The sequence below is a fragment of the Pseudomonas sp. LB3P58 genome (genome assembly GCF_054897895.1).
Genome location: NZ_JBUBVE010000001.1, coordinates 5,817,122 through 5,834,982 on the forward strand (window position 1 = coordinate 5,817,122; position 17,861 = coordinate 5,834,982).

General features: G+C 60.7%; 13 protein-coding genes. 9 read left to right on the plus strand and 4 right to left on the minus strand.

Going from position 1 to position 17,861, the window contains the following annotated elements:
- The first annotated feature begins 9 nt into the window (after positions 1-9).
- From ACYZTZ_RS27175 to ACYZTZ_RS27200, 6 genes are read left to right on the plus strand one after another with little or no spacing between them, the layout of a single operon-like run.
- The gene (locus ACYZTZ_RS27175) at positions 10-711 is read left to right on the plus strand and encodes an ABC transporter ATP-binding protein (protein ID WP_095126942.1); all 702 of its coding nucleotides are present in this window, start codon (positions 10-12) and stop codon (positions 709-711) included.
- Positions 695-1,918 carry an ABC transporter permease gene (locus tag ACYZTZ_RS27180; RefSeq protein ID WP_462000206.1) on the plus strand — a complete coding sequence of 408 codons (1,224 nt, stop codon included), beginning with the start codon at positions 695-697 and terminating at the stop codon, positions 1,916-1,918. Before ACYZTZ_RS27175 ends, ACYZTZ_RS27180 begins: the two co-directional genes overlap by 17 nt.
- Positions 1,908-3,452, plus strand: coding sequence for an SUMF1/EgtB/PvdO family nonheme iron enzyme (locus ACYZTZ_RS27185; RefSeq protein ID WP_462000207.1), 1,545 nt, complete (start codon positions 1,908-1,910; stop codon positions 3,450-3,452). The genes ACYZTZ_RS27180 and ACYZTZ_RS27185 overlap by 11 nt, the downstream gene beginning before the upstream one ends.
- A 34-nt stretch (positions 3,453-3,486) precedes the next feature.
- Positions 3,487-4,221 (plus strand): hypothetical protein, encoded by a 735-nt coding sequence (locus tag ACYZTZ_RS27190; protein WP_462000208.1) that lies wholly within the window; start codon positions 3,487-3,489, stop codon positions 4,219-4,221.
- 4 nt (positions 4,222-4,225) lie between these two features.
- The gene (locus ACYZTZ_RS27195) at positions 4,226-4,729 is read left to right on the plus strand and encodes a hypothetical protein (protein ID WP_462000209.1); all 504 of its coding nucleotides are present in this window, start codon (positions 4,226-4,228) and stop codon (positions 4,727-4,729) included.
- Positions 4,730-4,786: 57 nt separating this feature from the next.
- Positions 4,787-6,235, plus strand: coding sequence for a vWA domain-containing protein (locus tag ACYZTZ_RS27200; protein WP_462000210.1), 1,449 nt, complete (start codon positions 4,787-4,789; stop codon positions 6,233-6,235).
- 142 nt (positions 6,236-6,377) lie between these two features.
- Here the strand turns inward: ACYZTZ_RS27200 and ACYZTZ_RS27205 are convergent, their stop codons facing one another.
- Both ACYZTZ_RS27205 and ACYZTZ_RS27210 read right to left on the minus strand, forming a co-directional pair.
- Entirely contained in the window at positions 6,378-8,354 is a 1,977-nt protein-coding gene (locus ACYZTZ_RS27205; protein ID WP_462000211.1) for a methyl-accepting chemotaxis protein, read from the minus strand.
- Positions 8,355-8,534: 180 nt separating this feature from the next.
- Entirely contained in the window at positions 8,535-9,455 is a 921-nt protein-coding gene (locus ACYZTZ_RS27210; RefSeq protein ID WP_462000212.1) for a LysR substrate-binding domain-containing protein, read from the minus strand.
- Between the two features lie 159 nt (positions 9,456-9,614).
- Between ACYZTZ_RS27210 and ACYZTZ_RS27215 the strand changes: the two genes are divergently transcribed.
- On the plus strand, positions 9,615-11,012 hold the full coding sequence (locus ACYZTZ_RS27215; RefSeq protein WP_462000213.1) for a NorM family multidrug efflux MATE transporter: 1,398 nt from the start codon (positions 9,615-9,617) through the stop codon (positions 11,010-11,012).
- Between the two features lie 123 nt (positions 11,013-11,135).
- Here the strand turns inward: ACYZTZ_RS27215 and ACYZTZ_RS27220 are convergent, their stop codons facing one another.
- Positions 11,136-12,809, minus strand: coding sequence for a putative bifunctional diguanylate cyclase/phosphodiesterase (locus ACYZTZ_RS27220; RefSeq protein WP_462000214.1), 1,674 nt, complete (start codon positions 12,807-12,809; stop codon positions 11,136-11,138).
- A gap of 262 nt (positions 12,810-13,071) precedes the next feature.
- Here ACYZTZ_RS27220 and rep point away from each other — a divergent pair, with 262 nt between their 5' ends.
- Positions 13,072-15,081: a DNA helicase Rep gene (gene rep, locus ACYZTZ_RS27225; RefSeq protein WP_056738697.1), complete on the plus strand. Its 2,010-nt coding sequence runs from the start codon at positions 13,072-13,074 to the stop codon at positions 15,079-15,081.
- 56 nt (positions 15,082-15,137) lie between these two features.
- Positions 15,138-15,710, plus strand: a complete 573-nt coding sequence (locus ACYZTZ_RS27230) for a xanthine phosphoribosyltransferase (protein ID WP_020799401.1) — start codon at positions 15,138-15,140, stop codon at positions 15,708-15,710.
- Positions 15,711-15,838: 128 nt separating this feature from the next.
- Here ACYZTZ_RS27230 and ACYZTZ_RS27235 read toward each other — a convergent pair whose 3' ends face one another.
- Positions 15,839-17,761, minus strand: a complete 1,923-nt coding sequence (locus ACYZTZ_RS27235; RefSeq protein WP_462000215.1) for an acetyl-CoA hydrolase/transferase C-terminal domain-containing protein — start codon at positions 17,759-17,761, stop codon at positions 15,839-15,841.
- Positions 17,762-17,861 lie beyond the last annotated feature (100 nt).

Consider the following 17,861-nt stretch of genomic DNA (forward strand, 5'->3'; position numbering starts at 1 on the left):
GAGACGCTGATGCTCGATATCAAAAACTTGCTGGTGCGCCGTGGTGAAGGCGCGCTGGCCCATCACGTGCGCCTGCCGCATTTGCAGGTCGGTGCCGGAGAAATCCTCGCCATCACCGGCGAAAGTGGCAGCGGCAAAAGCACGCTGCTCGAAGCCATCGGCCTGTTGCTGGCGCCGGTCGAGCTCGAGCGCTTTCGGTTGGGCGCAACCCACGATCAGGACATCGCCCAACTGCTTGCCAGCGATGACCAGCCAGCCTTGGCGGCGGTGCGCTCCCGGCATTTGGGCTTCATTTTGCAGAGTGGCGGCTTGCTGCCGTTTCTGAGCGTGCGCGACAACATCAGCCTGCCGCGCCGCTTGCTCGGGATGTCGGTGAAGAGCGAGCACATCGACCACGCCGTTGACGTGTTGCGCCTGCAAGGATTGCTGGATAAACAACCTCAGGCCTTGTCGATCGGCGAACGCCAGCGCGTTGCCTGTGTGCGCGCCATTGCCCATGAACCGCTGCTGTTGTTGGCCGACGAGCCGACCGCCGCGCTCGACCCTCACAGCGCCCGGCGTTTGTTCGAGTTGCTGCTGAGCCTGGTGTCGAACATGGGCCTGAGTGCGCTCGTCGTGTCCCATGACTGGGCCCTGCTGAAGGATTTCGGCTTGCCGCGCCTCGGCGCTATCAGCCGCCAGGGAGAGACACTGTTTGAACCGATGGACTGATCGCTTGCGCCTGCTGGGCTCACTGGCGCTGCAAGACCTCTGGCACGACCGCAAGGTCTCGCTGTGCATCGCCGCCTCCCTGGTAGCGGTGATCGCGCCGTTGCTGCTGCTGTTCGGGCTCAAGCACGGGGTGGTCAGCCAGTTGCAGGACGAACTGCTGCGCGACCCGCGCAACCTTGAAGTGAAGATGCTCAGCAACGGCAACTACGACACGGCCTGGATCGAGCGTTTGCGCCTGCGTCCCGAGACCGGTTTTGCCCTCGGCCAGACGCGCTCGCTGAATACCCAGGCAGACCTGCTGATCGGCATGCAACGGTTTGTCGAAGGTGCAGAAATCATCGCCACGGAACCTGGCGACCCACAACTGGATCTGCCGTCGCTCAACCCGGTCGGCAATCAAGTGATCCTCAGCGCCAGCGCAGCGCAACGCTTGCAGGCCAAGGCCGGCGATAGTGTGCAACTGCGGGCCTTGCGCCGTCTGGAAGGTGTCAATGAACGCGGCGAAATGACGCTGACGGTGCTGGCGGTGCTCGACGGCGCCCGCTTCGGCCGCGCGGCCGGGTTTGTCGCCCCGCCGCTGCTGCTGGATCTGGAGCGCTTTCGCGACGGCTATCAGATCAGTGCGTTCGGCGTTGACACCGGCAAGCCTCTGGGCAATCTGCAACCGCTGTATGCCCGCGCCCGCGTGTATGCACGCGACATCGATCAAGTCGCGCCGCTGGAGCACTGGCTCAACGAACAACACATCGAAACGTCGAGCCGGCTGGCCGATATCGATAACGTCAAAGCCATCAACCATGTGCTGGGGCTGATCTTCGGCGTGATCGCCGTGGCGGCGCTGATTGGCTGCGTGGCATCGATGGTCGGCGCGTTCCTGGCCAACATCGACCGCAAACGCAAAAGCCTCGCGGTCCTGCGTCTGTTAGGTTTCAAGCGCCGGGCCGTCGGCGGTTTCGTGGTCCTGCAAGCGCTGTTACTGAGCCTGGCCGGCTACGTTGGCGGGCTGGGGTTTTATGCCGTCGGCAGCCATTTGTTCGACTACCTGCTCGGCAGCAGCCAGGCCACCGGCACCTTCGTTTGCCACATCACTGTCTGGCATGGCTTTGCCGCCCTGCTCCTGACCTTTCTGGTCGCTGCACTGGTGGCCGTGATCGGCGCCCTGCGAGCCATCAACATCCAACCTGCGGAGAGTCTGCGTGAGCTATAAACGTTTTGGCTTGCTGTTGCCCCTGAGCCTCGGCTATGTACTCGACGCCTCGGCAGCGGGCTGGGAAGAGAAGTTTTACAACCCGATGCCGGACGCCGCCGACGTGGTGCTGCCGATGCCCTGCGAAGGCTCGATGGTATTTCGCAAAGTGTTCATCCCCGTGGCAGGGCCGCTCGACGACTATCCGATCAACATCGGTCAGGACGGCGCGGAATACGGCTACGTCGAACAGACCCGCCCGACCTTTATCGCTGGCAGTTTTACCGGGGCCAAGAACAACAAGTCCCGCTACTACCTGATGGCCAAGTACGAGATGAGTCAGCTGCAATACGCCGCACTGACCGAAGCAACCTGCCCCACCGCAGCCACCAAACTGCGCGTGCCGCAAACGGCGGTGAGTTGGGTGCAAGCCATCGAAGCCGCCGACAAGTACAACCTGTGGCTGCGCAAAAACGCCGCCGACAAGTTGCCCAAGGAGGACGGCGCACAGGGCTTCCTGCGCCTGCCGACTGAAGTCGAGTGGGAGTTCGCCGCACGCGGCGGGCTGGAAGTCGGTGCCGCGGAATTCCGCGACACGCACTACCCGATGCCGGACGGCATCAACGCTTACGAGTGGTTCGCCGGGGCGCAATCGTCCAACGGCAAAGTGCAGTTGTCCGGTCTGCAGAAGCCCAATCCGCTGGGTCTGCATGACATGCTCGGCAACGTCGACGAAATGATGTTCGAGCCGTTTCGCCTGAACAAACTCGACCGCCAGCACGGCCAGGCCGGCGGCTACGTCGTGCGTGGCGGCAACTACTTGACCGCTCAGGCCGACCTGCGAACTGCGTTGCGCAAGGAAGAGCCGTATTACAACGCCGACGGTCAGGTGAAAAACAAAACCACCGGCCTGCGCCTGGTCATGGTCTCTCCGACCCTCACCTCTCGCGAACGGGTCGCCAGCATCGAAAGCAGCTGGAAGAAACTCGGCACTGGCAGCAAGGAAACCGAATCCGCCGACAAAGGCACCGTGCAATCCCTGAACAGCCTGGCCTCGGGCGTCGAAGACAAAGCGCTCAAGGAAAAGCTTCAGGCCTTGGAAAACCAACTGCGCGCCAGCAACCAGCAGCAGGAAGAAACCCGCGACCAGGCGATTCGCGCCAGCCTCAATCTGGGCGCATTCTTGTGCACCAAGATGCTAGACGACGGCCAGTACTTGGACTTCCTGCAAAAGAACTACAAGCTTAACTGCGAAAGCGCGGACAAAGACGCCAGTTGCGACATGCGCAAAGGCAAGCTCGACGAGCAGAAGGATCGCCTGCACAAACTCAGCCGTTACTACGCCAGCAGCCTGGTGGAATCGGCGACCTTGTACGGCCAGCCATTGCTTGAAACGCAGGTCCCGGTAATGGAAGAAATCATCACCCGCAACAAACAGCTGCAAGACCTCAAACCTTACTTGCGCACCCACTGGGCCAATCAAAAGGCGTTCCTGCAAAAGCAGAAAATCGACACTGAAGCCTGGCTGAACAGCTGCAAAACCGTTACTCAATAACAACATGTCAACACCGTCACCGAGGAGTTTCACCATGTCGCGCAGCCTTTGGACTCGCTTCAAGCTACAGATCGCTTTCGTACTCGCCGGCAGCCTGCTGCTGACCGGTTGCGCCAACACCGGTAGCTCCATGCTCGGCGACAGCGACGGGACCGACCCGCGCCTGACCCAAGGTCAAGACGCAGAGTTCTTCAGCAAGTCCGGCTATCAGGCCTGCGCCATGGGCGCAGGTGTCGGCATCCTCGCTTGCGCGCTGTCCAACAGCAACAACAAAGCCGTGTGCGCCGTCGCCGCCGGTATTACCGCGTGCGGCGTGGCCATGGGTGCGAACTACTACCTGGATCAGCGTCGCAGCGAATACGCCGACACCTCCACCCGCTTGGCTAAAATGAACAGCGACGTCGAACAAGACACCCAGAACGTGATCGCCCGTACCGCGACCGCTCAGCAAGTGATCAATGATGATCAGGCAAAAATCGCCCGGATCAAAAAGGACATCGCCAACAAGAAAGTCGACAAGTCCCAGGCCCAGGAGCAAATCGCCGAGATCGATTCGAACATCGCGCGCCTGCGTAAAGACCTCGGCAACATGCGCATCAAAGTCACCGAGTACACCAAAGTGGCAGACGCCGAGCGTGCACAAGGCGCCGCCGGCGCCGAGATCAAGCAAGTTGACAAGAACATTATGAAAATGAACCAGAAAGTCGCTGCCCTGCAGAAGGAAGTCGACGGTCTGTACAGCCAACGCTCCGCAATCACCCTGGGATAAGCACATGACGCTACGACAACTGGCGGTCCTCACCGCCGTCCTGGCCTTGAGCGGTTGCGCGACCAAGCCGGGCGAATGCGATGCAACCAATCGCGACAGCAGCATGCTGACCAAAATGAACTGCGACTACTCCGGTGGCTACAGCGATCAGGTCAAGCAGAAGGAACTGACCCTGAGCGAGTCCCGTCAGCAAAACGCAATGTTCCGTCAGGTGTACGAGAACATTCAGGCCCAGCAGCTCAGCACCAAAACCGACCTGGCCAGCCAGCAGAAAGCCCAGGCGGCGCTGAATCAGTCGCTGGGACAATTGCTAAGCTCGCTCAAGGCTCGACGTGGCAACGAAAGCGGTGTGCAGAAGCAGATCGCCGGTCTCGAGCAGCAGCTCAAGGCTTCAAAAGCGCCAACGGCCAAGTCAACGCCAGCGACGCTGGCGGCCAAGCAGGAAGAGCTGAAGGCATTGCAGAAGAAGGTCAATCAGCTGCAATTCAGCCTCGGCTACGAAGAGTAACTTTTCACCCCGCAGGCCTCCCGATGGAGGCCTGCACCTTTTTCAGGAATCGTCGTCATGCAGCGGGTCATCAGGGATGCGCAAGCCACACCGGAGGGGATGAGTGCGCTGCAAGCCAAAGTCGCCCTCATCCAGAAACACTTTCCGCCGACCGTCGCCAGCCTGTTTGCCATCCCGCGGATGGGCAGCGGCGACGTGCTGGAATGGTGGACCGAACTGGGTGGCCAACCCACGCCCTACGCCGACCTCAACGAGGACGCGCAACGACGTTTGCTGGAAACCTATGAAGTGCGTCAGACGTCCCTCGGACAGCTGGCGGATGAACTGCAAAAACGCGGTCAACCGACGGAAGCGCAAGACCTGCGCAGCCTGCTCGGCACGCCGGAGCTGGACAAACTCTACAGCCTCAACGGTGAGCCGTTGGTGGTGCGCTGGAACCTGCGTCCGCCCAAACCGATCGTGCCGCCGGTGGTTCCAGTGGTGCCGGTTGTTCCGCCGTCGCGCCGTGGCTGGTGGATCGCGGCGGCCTTGCTTGCGCTGCTGTTGCTGCTTCTGGCGCTGTGGCTCTGGTGGTTCCTGCACCGTGAACCGGTTGTCGTGGTTCCGCCTGTAGCGCCGGTAGCGCCAGTGGTGACGCCCGTCGAGAAACCGGTTGAGCCTGTTCCCGAGCCAGTTCCCGAGCCTGCTGTGGAACCGGAACCGGAACCTGTTCCGGAACCAGAACCGGTGCCCGAACCAAAACCAGTGCCGCCACCCAAGCCCGTCCCACCACCAAAACCGGTCGTGGCCGCGCCGCCACCACCACCGCCGCCACCACCAGCCCCGACGCTGGACAACTACGCGTGCCGTAAAAAAGCGCCGGATGCCGTGCCCCCGCAATTTGTGGTGGTACTCGACACCTCGGGCTCGATGGACTTGAACATCAGGTCGGTGAAATCCGATGAGGACTGGTTCTTCGGCAATGAGATGAACAAGTACCTGGACCCGAACCGCACCATGCAGATCTTCGCCAAGCCCAGCCGCATGGACGTCGCCAAGGACTCGCTGGCCGGCATGATCAATGGGCTGGACCCGAAGATCGACACGCGCCTGATCACCTTCGCCGGTTGCGAAAGAACACCGGACCAGGGCGTGTTCAAGTTTGGCGATCGTCAGCGGCTGATCAACGGGATTCGCGGTCTGGTGCCCAACGATGGCACACCACTGGCCGACAGCCTGGCCTACGCCGCCAGCAAGGTCGACGGGCGCAATAACGATGCGGTGATCGTGATGTTCGTCGACGGTGAAGACGGTTGCCAGAAAGACGCTTGCGCGGTGTCCCGCCGAATCGCCAGGGAACAACCGCGCCTGCGGGTCAACGTGGTGAAAATCGGCGCCGGTGGCCCGTCCCGCTGCATCGCCGAAAACACCGGTGGCCGGGTTTACAACAGCACCAATGCGGCTGAGCTGGGTAGCCAGTTGAAACAGGCGACAAAGGAAGTGTCCAGCAATGCCAAGTGCAACTAGCTGTGGGCCTATCCTAAATTGAGGTGACCCCATCGCGAGCAGGCTCACTCCTACACTGGATTTGTTGTGAACACAGAACTTGTGAACACCAAAGATCAACTGTAGGAGTGAGCCTGCTCGCGATAGCTATTTCAGCGGCGCCTCAACGAAACCGGTCAACCTCATGCCGCAAGTCCGCCGCGAGCTTCTCCAGCTCTTTGGCCGTCACCGCAAGGTTCGACACCACCTCACGCTGCTCACTGTTCGCCAGGGCAATGCTTTGCAGGTTGCTGCTAAGCAACGTCGCGGTACTACTTTGTTCCTGAGTCGCGGTGGTGATCGCCGCAAATTGCTGACCCGCCGAACGACTCTGCTCATCGATCCGTGCCAGGGCACTGGCGACGTTGGCGTTGCGCGACAAACCTTCCTGCATCAACACGTTGCCCTGCTCCATGGTGCTGATGGCGTTGCCGGTTTCCTGCTGGATGCTTTGAATCATTCCGGAAATTTCATCTGTCGCCTGGCGGGTGCGAGAAGCCAGGTTGCGAACCTCATCGGCTACCACGGCAAAACCACGACCCTGCTCACCGGCACGAGCGGCTTCGATGGCGGCGTTGAGCGCCAGCAGGTTGGTTTGATCGGCAATCGAGGTAATCACACCGACAATGCCGCCGATTTCCTGGGAGCGCTGACCCAAGGTATTGATCACCGTCGCCGTGCTGTTCAGCGCGCCAGCGATTTGCTCCAGGGACGAGGACGCTTCGTCCATCGACGTACGACCGATCTGGGTTTGCTGTGCGTTTTCCTGGGCCAGACGCTGAGTGCTGCCCATGTTGTCGGCAATGTTCAGGGAGGTGGCGCTGAACTCTTCCACGGCGCCGGCCATGCTGGTGATTTCGCCCGACTGCTGCTCCATCCCTTCATAGGCGCCACTGGACAGACCGGACAAGGCCTGGGCACGGCTGTTGACCTCTTGCGAGGCCTTGCGGATGTGCTCGACCATGGTCGACAGCGCTTGGCTCATCTGGTTGAACGCGCGGGCCAGCTGACCGATTTCGTCGTTGCTCGACACGTTCAGCCGCACGCTCAAATCACCGGCGCCCAAAGCTTCGGCCTGACGCACCAGATCACCCAAAGGCGCAAGTTTGCTGCGTAGCAACCAAACCGCCGCCCCCACAGCGATCAGCATCGCCAGCAGACTGCCAATCGCCAATTGAATGCCGACACTCCAGGTCACGGCACGGATTTCGGTTTTCGGCATGCTCGCCACGACCGACCATGGGCCGCCTTCAAACGGTACGGCAATGCTGTAGAAATCTTCGGACTTGTCGCTCCAGAACTCGCCCTTGCCCGGCGTTTTCGCCAAGCCAACGATGGTCGGAGTCGCCTGATCCAGCGCTTGTACGCCCGCGATCGGCACCAGCCATTTGCTCTGTTCATCCAGCAGCGCCAGGGAACCGGTTTGGCCGATACGGAAGCGCTTGAGGTTGGCGAACTGCGCGTTCTGCGCGTCGGTGTAATCAAATCCTACGAACAGCACGGCAATCACCTTACCGCCGCTGTCACGTACGGGGGTGTACTGAGTCATGTAGGAGCGTTCGAACAACAAGGCGCGACCGACGTAGGCCTGCCCCGCCATCAAGCGGGCATAGGCCGGGTTCGCGTGATCGAGCAGCGTGCCGATGGCCCGGCTGCCGTCCTGTTTGCTCAGGGACGTGCTGACCCGAATGAAGTCTTCGCCGCTGCGCACAAACACCGTCGCAACGCCGGCGGTCATTTGCTTGAACTCGTCCACTTCCTTGAAATTGTTGTTCAGCACTTCGCTGCCCAGGTGCAGGCCCGGCGTCTGCGCGCCCGCTACCGCCACCGGTTCATCCGGGTGCACGCTCAAACCGGCGCTGAAGCGCTTCTCGAACAGACCGCTCAGGCGCTGGGTGCTTTCACGCAACGTGCCGTGAAAGGTACTCAACTGATCGGCCAGCAACCGGGCTTCACTGGCCAGGTGCTCTTCGCGGGTGGCGAGGTTGGCTCTGTCCAGCGAGCGCAGGGCGAACACGGTACTGCCGCTGATGACAATCGCCAGTATCACGGCAAGCGCAAGACCAAGCTGTGAGGCGATCCGGGCACGAGGTTGAGACATGACAGCTCCTGGCCGAGCGACCGGATCATCCTGATCACGACGCACACTCAGCAAAATTTCTAATGGGAATTACGTCGAACCTGCACGAAGGTTCCACCTGCATTTTCGGCGGAAAATCTGAATACTTGAGTAATTAACCGGGATATGGCTCAAGGCCGCCATTGCGGAGGCTCTATCGATTCAGCCCAAGTGTTGAACATCGGGCAATTCCATTGCTCGGGCTTCGCTTTGCAGGAAGTCGCTGAGCCTGCGCAAACGTTCACCGCCGGGGCGGGTTTTCGGCCAGACCAGGTAATATTTCTCACCGCTGGCGACGGCCGTCGGCCACGGCAGACTCAGACGTCCCTGAGCCACATCTTCCGCCACCATCAGCAGATCGCCCATGGACACGCCATAACCTCGGGCGGCGGCGATCATGCCCAGCTCCAGCGTGTCGAACACCTGCCCGCCCTTGAGCGACACCTGATCCGACAGCCCCATGCGCTCCAGCCAACTGCGCCAGTCGCGACGATCCGGCGTCGGGTGCAGCAGTTCGGCATTGGCCAGCCGTGCGACATCCCACGGTTGATCCTGCAGAAGATTCGGCGCACCGACTGGAATCAGTTCTTCCGGGAACAGGAAACTCGCCTCCCAGTCCGGCGGAAAATGCCCGTTGCTGAGGATGACGGCACAGTCGAATGGTTCATGGTTGAAGTCCACCGAGTCGACGTCCATCCAGGCGCTGGTCAATTGCACCTCATTGCCTGGTTGCAGGTGCCGAAAGCGGCTGAGCCGTGCCAGCAGCCAGCGCATGGTCAGGGTCGACGGCGCTTTCATGCGCAGGATGTCATCTTCGGCACGCAAGGTATTGCAGGCCCGCTCCAGGGCGGTGAAGCCTTCGCGAATGCCGGGCAGGATCAACCGCGCCGACTCGGTCAATTGCAGATTGCGCCCACTGCGGTGAAACAGCCGACAGGCAAAATGCTCTTCGAGTGTACGAATGTGCCGACTGACCGCGCTTTGGGTGATCGATAATTCTTCGGCCGCACGGGTAAACGAACTGTGCCGCGCCGCCGCTTCGAATGCGCGCAGGGCATACAAGGGAGGAAGACGACGGGACATTCGGAAAGCTCCTATAGCGGGATTCGGCCACCCTAGCAGAAACTCTCCAGCATGAGTTTGAATCATGCAACCCATCCTTTTTATCCCTTTGTGCAAACCCCGTAGAGCGCCGAGAATCGACGCTTTCCTGTCCCTCTTTAATTATCGAGCGTGATGACCATGCAGCATCCAGCACGTACCGAACTCTGGGCCATCCTGCGGCTGGCGGGGCCGTTGATTGCCTCGCAGTTGGCGCACATGCTGATGGTCCTCACCGACACCTTGATGATGGCGCGCCTGAGTCCAGAGGCGCTGGCCGGTGGCGGTCTGGGCGCAGCGACATACTCGTTCGTGTCGATTTTCTGCATTGGCGTGATCGCCGCGGTCGGCACCCTCGTGGCTATTCGTCAGGGTGCCGGCGACATCGTCGGCGCCACCAGGCTGACCCAGGCCGGGTTATGGCTGGCGTGGTTGATGGCGTTGGTGGCCGGGCTGCTGCTGTGGAACCTCAAACCGGTGTTGCTGCTGTTCGGCCAGACCGAAACCAACGTCCACGCAGCCGGGCAGTTCCTGCTGATCCTGCCGTTCGCCCTGCCCGGCTACCTGAGTTTCATGGCCTTGCGCGGCTTCACCAGTGCCATCGGCCGCGCGACGCCGGTGATGGTCATCAGCCTCGGCGGCACCGTGGCTAACTTCCTGCTCAATTACGCATTGATTACCGGCATGTTCGGCCTGCCAAAACTGGGGTTGATGGGCATCGGGCTGGTTACCGCTGTTGTCGCCAACTGCATGGCGCTGGCGCTGGCCTGGCACATCCGTCGGCATCCGGCCTACGACGCTTATCCCTTGCGTCAGGGCCTGTCGCGACCTAACCGTCAATACCTCAAGGAACTGTGGCGCCTGGGCCTGCCGATTGGTGGCACCTACGCGGTGGAAGTCGGACTGTTTGCGTTCGCCGCGCTGTGCATGGGCACCATGGGCAGTACGCAAATGGGCGCACACCAGATTGCCCTACAAATCGTCTCAGTGGCGTTCATGGTTCCGGCGGGGATTTCCTATGCGATCACCATGCGCATCGGGCAGCACTACGGCGCCGGGCAGCTGCTGAATGCACGGCTGGCCGGACGGGTCGGCATCGCCTTTGGCGCGGCGGCGATGCTTGCCTTCGCCATGGTCTTCTGGTTGCTGCCGCATCAGTTGATCGGTTTGTTCCTGGACCACAACGACCCGGCGTTTCGTGACGTGATCAACCTGGCCGTGAGCCTGTTGGCGGTCGCCGCGTGGTTCGAACTGTTCGACGGCACGCAAACCATCGCCATGGGCTGCATTCGCGGGCTCAAGGATGCCAAGACCACGTTCCTGGTGGGGTTGGGATGTTATTGGCTGATTGGCGCGCCAGCCGCCTGGTGGATGGCCTTCCATTTGAATTGGGGGCCGACGGGTGTCTGGTGGGGATTGGCGCTGGGGTTAGCGTGTGCCGCGGTGAGTTTGACGTTGGCGTTTGAGTGGAAGATGAAGCGGATGATTCGGCGGGAGCCTGCGCCGCAGAATAGTTTCCCGGTCGCCCAGCCTGACTGAGAACCCCTGTGGGAGCGGGCTTGCTCGCGAAAGCGGTGTGTCAGTCGAAATTGATGTTGACTGACACGGCCTCTTCGCGAGCAAGTCGAATCGTCGCACCGCCGCTCCCACATTGGTTCGGCGTTAACTCACGACTTCCAATGCGGGCTGCTGATTGCTGCCAAAGGTCAAATACTCAACCAACTCCGCCAGCGGCAACGGCTTGCTGATCAAATACCCTTGCACCTGATCGCAGCCAAACCCGCGCAACAGATCCAGTTGCTCCGGCGTTTCTACGCCCTCGGCGACCACTTCAAGATTGAGGTTGTGTGCCAGATTGATCATCGCGTGCACCAGCTTGCGATTCTCTTCCCGTTCTTCCATGCCGCCGACAAAGCTCTTGTCGACCTTCAACAACGCAATCGGCAGGCTGTTGAGGTGTACGAAGGACGAGAACCCGGTGCCGAAGTCATCCAGCGAGAAGCGCACCCCAAGGCGTCCGAGGGCGTCCATGGTTTGCTTGACCAGATCGCTGCGGCGCATCACCGCGGTTTCAGTCAGTTCGAATTCCAGCCATTGCGCCTCGACGCCGCGCTCGGCAATCAACCGACTCAGTGTCGAGAGCAACTGGCTGTCCTGAAACTGCCGGAACGACAGGTTGATTGCCATGTGCAACGCCGGCAAACCCCGTTCGCGCAACGCTTGCATGTCACGCAGGGCGCGGGAAATCACCCAGTAACCGAGTGGCACGATCAAACCGCTCTGCTCGGCCAGCGGCACGAATTCGCTCGGTGGCAGCAAGCCGCGCTCGCCATGACGCCAGCGCACCAAGGCTTCGAGGCCAACGATCTGCCCGTCCTCAAGGTTCAGGCGAGGCTGGTAATGCAGTTCCAGTTCATCCCGGCGCAACGCCCGGCGCAGCTCGCTTTCGAGGTCGGCCATGCTGCGGGCATTGCGATTGATGCGTTCGTTAAAGATGTGAAAGGTACAGCCCTGAGTACTTTTGGCCTGCTGCATGGCGATGTGTGCGTGCCACATCAGCGGGTCGGCGCCGGCCTGGGCCCGGGCGTGGGCGATGCCCAGGCTGGAACCGATCAACAGGCTTTCGCCGTCGACCCAGTAAGGCTCGGCCAACGCTTCGGTAATGCGCTCGGCCATCCATTCGGCGCGCTGAGGCGCGCGGCGGGTGTCGATCAGCAGGGCGAACTCATCACTGCCCAGTCGAGCCAGTTGATCACCGGCCTCAAGCTGGCTTTTCAGCCGCGCGACCACTTGCAGGATCAACCGGTCACCGGCCTGGTGGCCGAGGGCGTCGTTGGCGTGACGGAAGTTATCGAGGTCGAGGTGACCGAGGGCCAGGCCGCGGCCGTCGTTTTCCGCCAGGCGTGCCGCCAGCAAGGTCTGGAAACCCTGGCGATTGGCGATACCGGTCAGCGGGTCTTGCTCGGCCAGGCGCTGCAGGGTGTTTTCCAGCACGCCCCGCTCGCGCACATGCCGCAGGCACCGGCGCAACATGCCGGGATCGAGATGATCGCGTACCAGCCAGTCACTCACCCCATCGGGCGGTGACAGCGGCTCATGTTCGAGCAGCAATACCGTCGGCAGGCTGCAACGGCCAGGTAGAGGTTGAAGCGCTGGAATCGTCAACAACACCGCGTTGCGGTTGTCATCGAACAGACTGCTGACCGACTCCCAGCTCGGCGCGCTGATCAGCACGGTCGAGCTCCCCATCGGAGCCAGACACTCGCGCAACAACGCTGCCCACGCTGGCTCTTCGGCCAGTAGCAGCAAACGCAAGGGTTCGACAGGCGTAGACAAGCTAGCTCCCTAGACTCTGCAAAGATGTAGGCGGCGGCATTATGCAGCGCCGATAACCAATGACCAAATGACACCGGTTAACAAACGCGGCTTTGTATCCGGAATTACGAACATTAGACGCAAACTCACCGCGCATCCTGCGTGAAAGTATCAAAACCGGCAAATATAGATAGCGTGCTGCGTCACAAGTCGGAGAGAGCAGCACAATTCGCTGAGCCTGTTAAAATGCCGGCCCATTTCGCAAACGACTCCCTGATTTCGTATGTCCCGACTCAATCCCCGGCAGCAAGAAGCCGTGAACTACGTCGGCGGCCCTCTATTGGTGCTCGCCGGTGCAGGCTCCGGCAAGACCAGCGTGATCACGCGCAAGATCGCCCACTTGATCCAGAATTGCGGCATTCGCGCCCAGTACATCGTCGCGATGACCTTTACCAACAAGGCCGCGCGCGAGATGAAGGAACGGGTCGGCACCCTGCTCAAGGGCGGCGAAGGCCGCGGCCTGACCGTCTGCACCTTCCACAATCTGGGCCTGAACATTATCCGCAAGGAACACGTGCGGCTGGGCTACAAGCCAGGTTTCTCGATCTTCGACGAAACCGATGTCAAAGCCTTGATGACCGACATCATGCAGAAGGAATACTCGGGCGACGACGGCGTCGACGAGATCAAGAACATGATCGGCTCGTGGAAAAACGACCTGATCCTGCCGCCCGAAGCCCTGGAAAACGCGCGCAACCCCAAGGAACAGACCGCCGCCATCGTCTACACCCACTATCAGCGCACGCTCAAGGCGTTCAACGCGGTGGACTTCGACGACCTGATCCTGCTGCCGGTGAAGCTGTTCCAGGAACACGCCGACATCCTCGAAAAATGGCAGAACAAAGTCCGCTACCTGCTGGTGGACGAATACCAGGACACCAACGCCAGCCAGTATTTGCTGGTGAAGCTGCTGATCGGCATACGCAACCAGTTCACCGTGGTGGGCGATGACGATCAGTCGATCTACGCCTGGCGCGGCGCCCGGCCGGAAAACCTGATGCTGCTCAAGGACGATTACCCGTCCCTGAAAGTGGTGATGCTGGAGCAAAACTACCGCTCCACCAGCCGCATCCTGCGGTGCGCCAACGTGCTGATCTCGAACAACCCGCACGAATTCGAAAAGCAGCTGTGGAGTGAGATGGGCCACGGCGACGAGATCCGCGTGATCCGTTGCCGCAACGAAGACGCCGAAGCCGAACGCGTGGCCGTGGAATTGCTGACCCTGCACTTGCGCACGGATCGGCCCTACAGCGATTTTGCGATCCTGTATCGCGGTAACTACCAGGCCAAGCTGATCGAGCTGAAGCTGCAACACCACCAGATTCCGTATCGGCTGTCCGGCGGCAACAGCTTTTTCGGACGTCAGGAAGTGAAAGACCTGATGGCCTACTTCCGCCTGATCGTGAACCCCGACGACGACAACGCCTTCCTGCGGGTGATCAACGTCCCACGCCGGGAAATCGGTTCGACTACGCTGGAAAAGCTCGGCAACTACGCCACCGAACGCAAAATCTCGATGTACGCCGCCACCGACGAAATCGGTCTGGGCGAGCATCTGGATACGCGCTTCACCGATCGACTGTCGCGCTTCAAGCGCTTCATGGACAAGGTCCGCGAGCAGTGCGCCGGCGAAGACCCGATCTCGGCGCTGCGCAGCATGGTCATGGACATCGACTACGAGAACTGGCTGCGCACCAACAGTTCCAGCGACAAGGCTGCCGACTACCGCATGGGTAACGTCTGGTTCTTGATCGAGGCGTTGAAGAACACCCTCGAAAAAGACGAAGAAGGCGAGATGACCGTCGAAGACGCCATCGGCAAACTCGTCCTGCGCGACATGCTGGAACGTCAGCAGGAAGAGGAAGACGGCGCCGAAGGTGTGCAGATGATGACCCTGCACGCCTCCAAGGGTCTGGAGTTTCCCTACGTGTTCATCATGGGCATGGAGGAGGAAATTCTCCCGCACCGTTCCAGTATCGAAGCCGACACCATCGAAGAAGAACGTCGGCTGGCCTACGTCGGAATTACCCGGGCGCGTCAGACCCTGGCCTTCACCTTCGCCGCCAAGCGTAAGCAATACGGCGAGATCATCGACTGCGCGCCGAGCCGCTTTCTTGATGAGCTGCCGCCGGACGACCTGGCCTGGGAAGGCACCGACGACACGCCCGTTGAAGTCAAAGCTGTTCGCGGCAATACCGCATTGGCGGATATACGCGCGATGTTAAAGCGCTAGAATCGACTACTTTTTAACCAGCCTTAGACGCATAGCCGTCCTTAGAGGAACGCTTCATGGAAGCACTGCACAAGAAAATTCGCGAAGAAGGCATCGTGCTTTCCGACCAGGTCCTGAAAGTCGACGCCTTTCTGAACCACCAGATCGACCCGGCCCTGATGAAGCTGATCGGCGACGAATTCGCCACGCTGTTCAAGGATTCGGGCATCACCAAGATCGTCACCATCGAAGCCTCGGGCATTGCCCCGGCGATCATGACCGGTCTGAACCTCGGCGTGCCGGTGATTTTTGCGCGCAAGCATCAGTCCCTGACCCTGACCGAAAACCTGCTGTCGGCGACCGTTTACTCGTTCACCAAGCAGACCGAAAGCACCGTGGCAATCTCCCCGCGTCACCTGACCAGCAGCGACCGCGTGCTGATCATCGATGACTTTTTGGCCAACGGTAAGGCGTCGCAAGCGCTGATCTCGATCATCAAACAGGCCGGCGCCACCGTCGCGGGTCTGGGTATCGTGATCGAGAAGTCGTTCCAGGGCGGCCGTGCGGAACTGGATGCCCAGGGTTATCGCGTTGAATCCCTGGCTCGCGTGCAGTCGCTGGCTGGCGGCGTCGTAACCTTCATCGAATAACGCCACACCGCAACACCCCCTGTAGGAGTGAGCCTGCTCGCGATTACGGTGTATCAGTCGACATTTTCGTTGGCTGATACACCGCAATCGCGAGCAGGCTCACTCCTACAGTTGTTTTCGGCTGGCTGTTACTGTGCGGTGGCTTTGAGGCCGGTGAGCAGCAACCGCTGAAACAAGTCCTCTTTCAACCCTTCCGGGTTGGTCAGCTGCATTCGTTCCAGATGTTCGGGAAACGATGAAGGTTCTGGCGCATCCAGCGCTGCCTTGCCCAGTTCCAGAATCTCCGTGAGCTTGAACTTGCTCTTCAACCAGTTCAGCGCCCGCAGCAGATCCTTCTCCTCGGCGGTGAAATCACAGCCCAACGGATACTCCGGAAACAACTGCGGATGCCGCGCCTGGATGGCCTGCAAGCGCTGCGGACTGTTGTCGGCGAACCGTGGATCGATACGGAAATGCTTCGGTAACTTGCCGACGGCCTGAGCTTGTTCGATCAACCCCGGCTGGAAACGTGAGTCGCTGATGTTCAGCAACGCTTCGATCACCGCCGCATCGGTCTTGCCCCGCAGATCGGCGATGCCGTACTCGGTGACCACGATGTCTCGCAGATGTCGCGGGATCGTGCAATGGCCGTACTCCCAGACGATGTTCGAACTGACCTCACCGCCCGACTCGCGCCAGCTGCGCAGGAGCAGCACCGAACGCGCCCCTTCCAGCGCATGTCCTTGCGCAACGAAGTTGTATTGCCCGCCGACACCGCTAAGTACTCGCCCGTCTTCAAGCTGATCCGATACGGCTGCGCCAAGCAGGGTCATCGTGAAGGCGGTGTTGATGAAGCGTGCATCAAGGCGCTGCAAGCGTTTGAGTTCTTCCTGTCCGTAGAGCTCGTTGATGTAGCTGATGCGCGTCATGTTGAACTCAAGCCGCTTGCTGTGCGGCAGCTCGCGCAGGCGCTCATAGAAACTGCGCGGCCCAAGGAAGAAACCGCCATGCACCGAGATGCCGTCAGTCTGCGCGGCTTCGTCCAGCGTGCCGGCATTCGCCTGTTGCTGGGTCGGCACATCCGGATAGACCTTGCGCCGCACGATCCCGGCGTCGGCCAGCACCAGCAAGCCGTTGACGAACATTTCACTGCAACCGTAAAGGCCTTTGGCGAAAGGTTCGACGCCGCCTTCGCGGTCGATGAGTTGCGCCCACTGGCTGAGATTCACGTCCGTCAGCAACGCCTTGTAACCGTCATTGTCGGCCTGCCGCGCCAGCAGCGCAGCGGTCAGCGCGTCGCCCACGGCACCGATGCCGATCTGCAAGGTGCCGCCGTCGCGCACCAGCGTGCTGGCGTGCAGCCCGATGAAGTGATCCTGGAAACCCACTGGCATGTTCGGCGTGGAGAACAGCGTGGTGCTGTCCTTCTCGTCGATCAGCAGGTCGAACGTGTCGATACCGATTTCGGCATCGCCGGGCATGTACGGTAAATCGTTGTGCACCTGGCCCACCAGCAGGATCGTCTCCCCCGCCGCCCGGCGTTTCGCGATCATGGGGAACAGGTCGAGGGTGATGTCCGGGTTGCAGCTCAGGCTCAGGCGGTCGGGATGTTCGCTGTGGCTCGCCACCAATTGCGCCACCAGGTTCAACCCGGCGGCGTTGATGTCTCGAGCGGCGTGGCTGTAATTGCTGCTGACGTAATCCTGCTGGGCCTGTGCGCTGTGGAGCAGGCTGCCGGGCTGCATGAAGAATTGCTGGACATGGATGTTGGACGGCAGGCTGTCGCGATGCAGGTCGCCCAGGAAATCCAGTTCCGGATAGTCGCCGAAAACCCGCTCGATGAAGGGCTCAAGAAAGCGCTTTTGCAAACCGTCGCCCAAGGAAGGACGGCCCAGGCACAGGGCGGTGTAAATCGTCAGCTGCCGTTCGGGCAACTGCGCGATGCGTTGAAACAGCGCGTTGACGAAATGGTTGGGTTTACCCAGACCGAGGGGCAGGCCCATGTGGATATGCGCCGGCAACCGTGCCAGGACCTCATCGACCGCTTGCTCGATAGAACACAGCTGCACCATCTGATCCTCCCTTACATTCCGTGAATTGGGGTTGGACCGAGCTTGCCGGGTCTTTGCTGCAATGGATAGCCTCGGGCGTAAATCGCAGGCACAAAAAAGC

What these genes read in the sequence shown, in the direction of transcription:
- ACYZTZ_RS27175 (WP_095126942.1), top strand. Translation starts at nt 10, where the DNA reads ATGCTCGATATCAAAAACTTGCTGGTGCGCCGTGGTGAAGGCGCGCTG.
- ACYZTZ_RS27190 (WP_462000208.1), top strand. Translation starts at nt 3,487, where the DNA reads ATGTCGCGCAGCCTTTGGACTCGCTTCAAGCTACAGATCGCTTTCGTA.
- ACYZTZ_RS27195 (WP_462000209.1), top strand. Translation starts at nt 4,226, where the DNA reads ATGACGCTACGACAACTGGCGGTCCTCACCGCCGTCCTGGCCTTGAGC.
- ACYZTZ_RS27200 (WP_462000210.1), top strand. Translation starts at nt 4,787, where the DNA reads ATGCAGCGGGTCATCAGGGATGCGCAAGCCACACCGGAGGGGATGAGT.
- ACYZTZ_RS27205 (WP_462000211.1), bottom strand. Translation starts at nt 8,354, where the DNA reads ATGTCTCAACCTCGTGCCCGGATCGCCTCACAGCTTGGTCTTGCGCTT.
- ACYZTZ_RS27210 (WP_462000212.1), bottom strand. Translation starts at nt 9,455, where the DNA reads ATGTCCCGTCGTCTTCCTCCCTTGTATGCCCTGCGCGCATTCGAAGCG.
- ACYZTZ_RS27215 (WP_462000213.1), top strand. Translation starts at nt 9,615, where the DNA reads ATGCAGCATCCAGCACGTACCGAACTCTGGGCCATCCTGCGGCTGGCG.
- rep (WP_056738697.1), top strand. Translation starts at nt 13,072, where the DNA reads ATGTCCCGACTCAATCCCCGGCAGCAAGAAGCCGTGAACTACGTCGGC.
- ACYZTZ_RS27230 (WP_020799401.1), top strand. Translation starts at nt 15,138, where the DNA reads ATGGAAGCACTGCACAAGAAAATTCGCGAAGAAGGCATCGTGCTTTCC.
- ACYZTZ_RS27235 (WP_462000215.1), bottom strand. Translation starts at nt 17,761, where the DNA reads ATGGTGCAGCTGTGTTCTATCGAGCAAGCGGTCGATGAGGTCCTGGCA.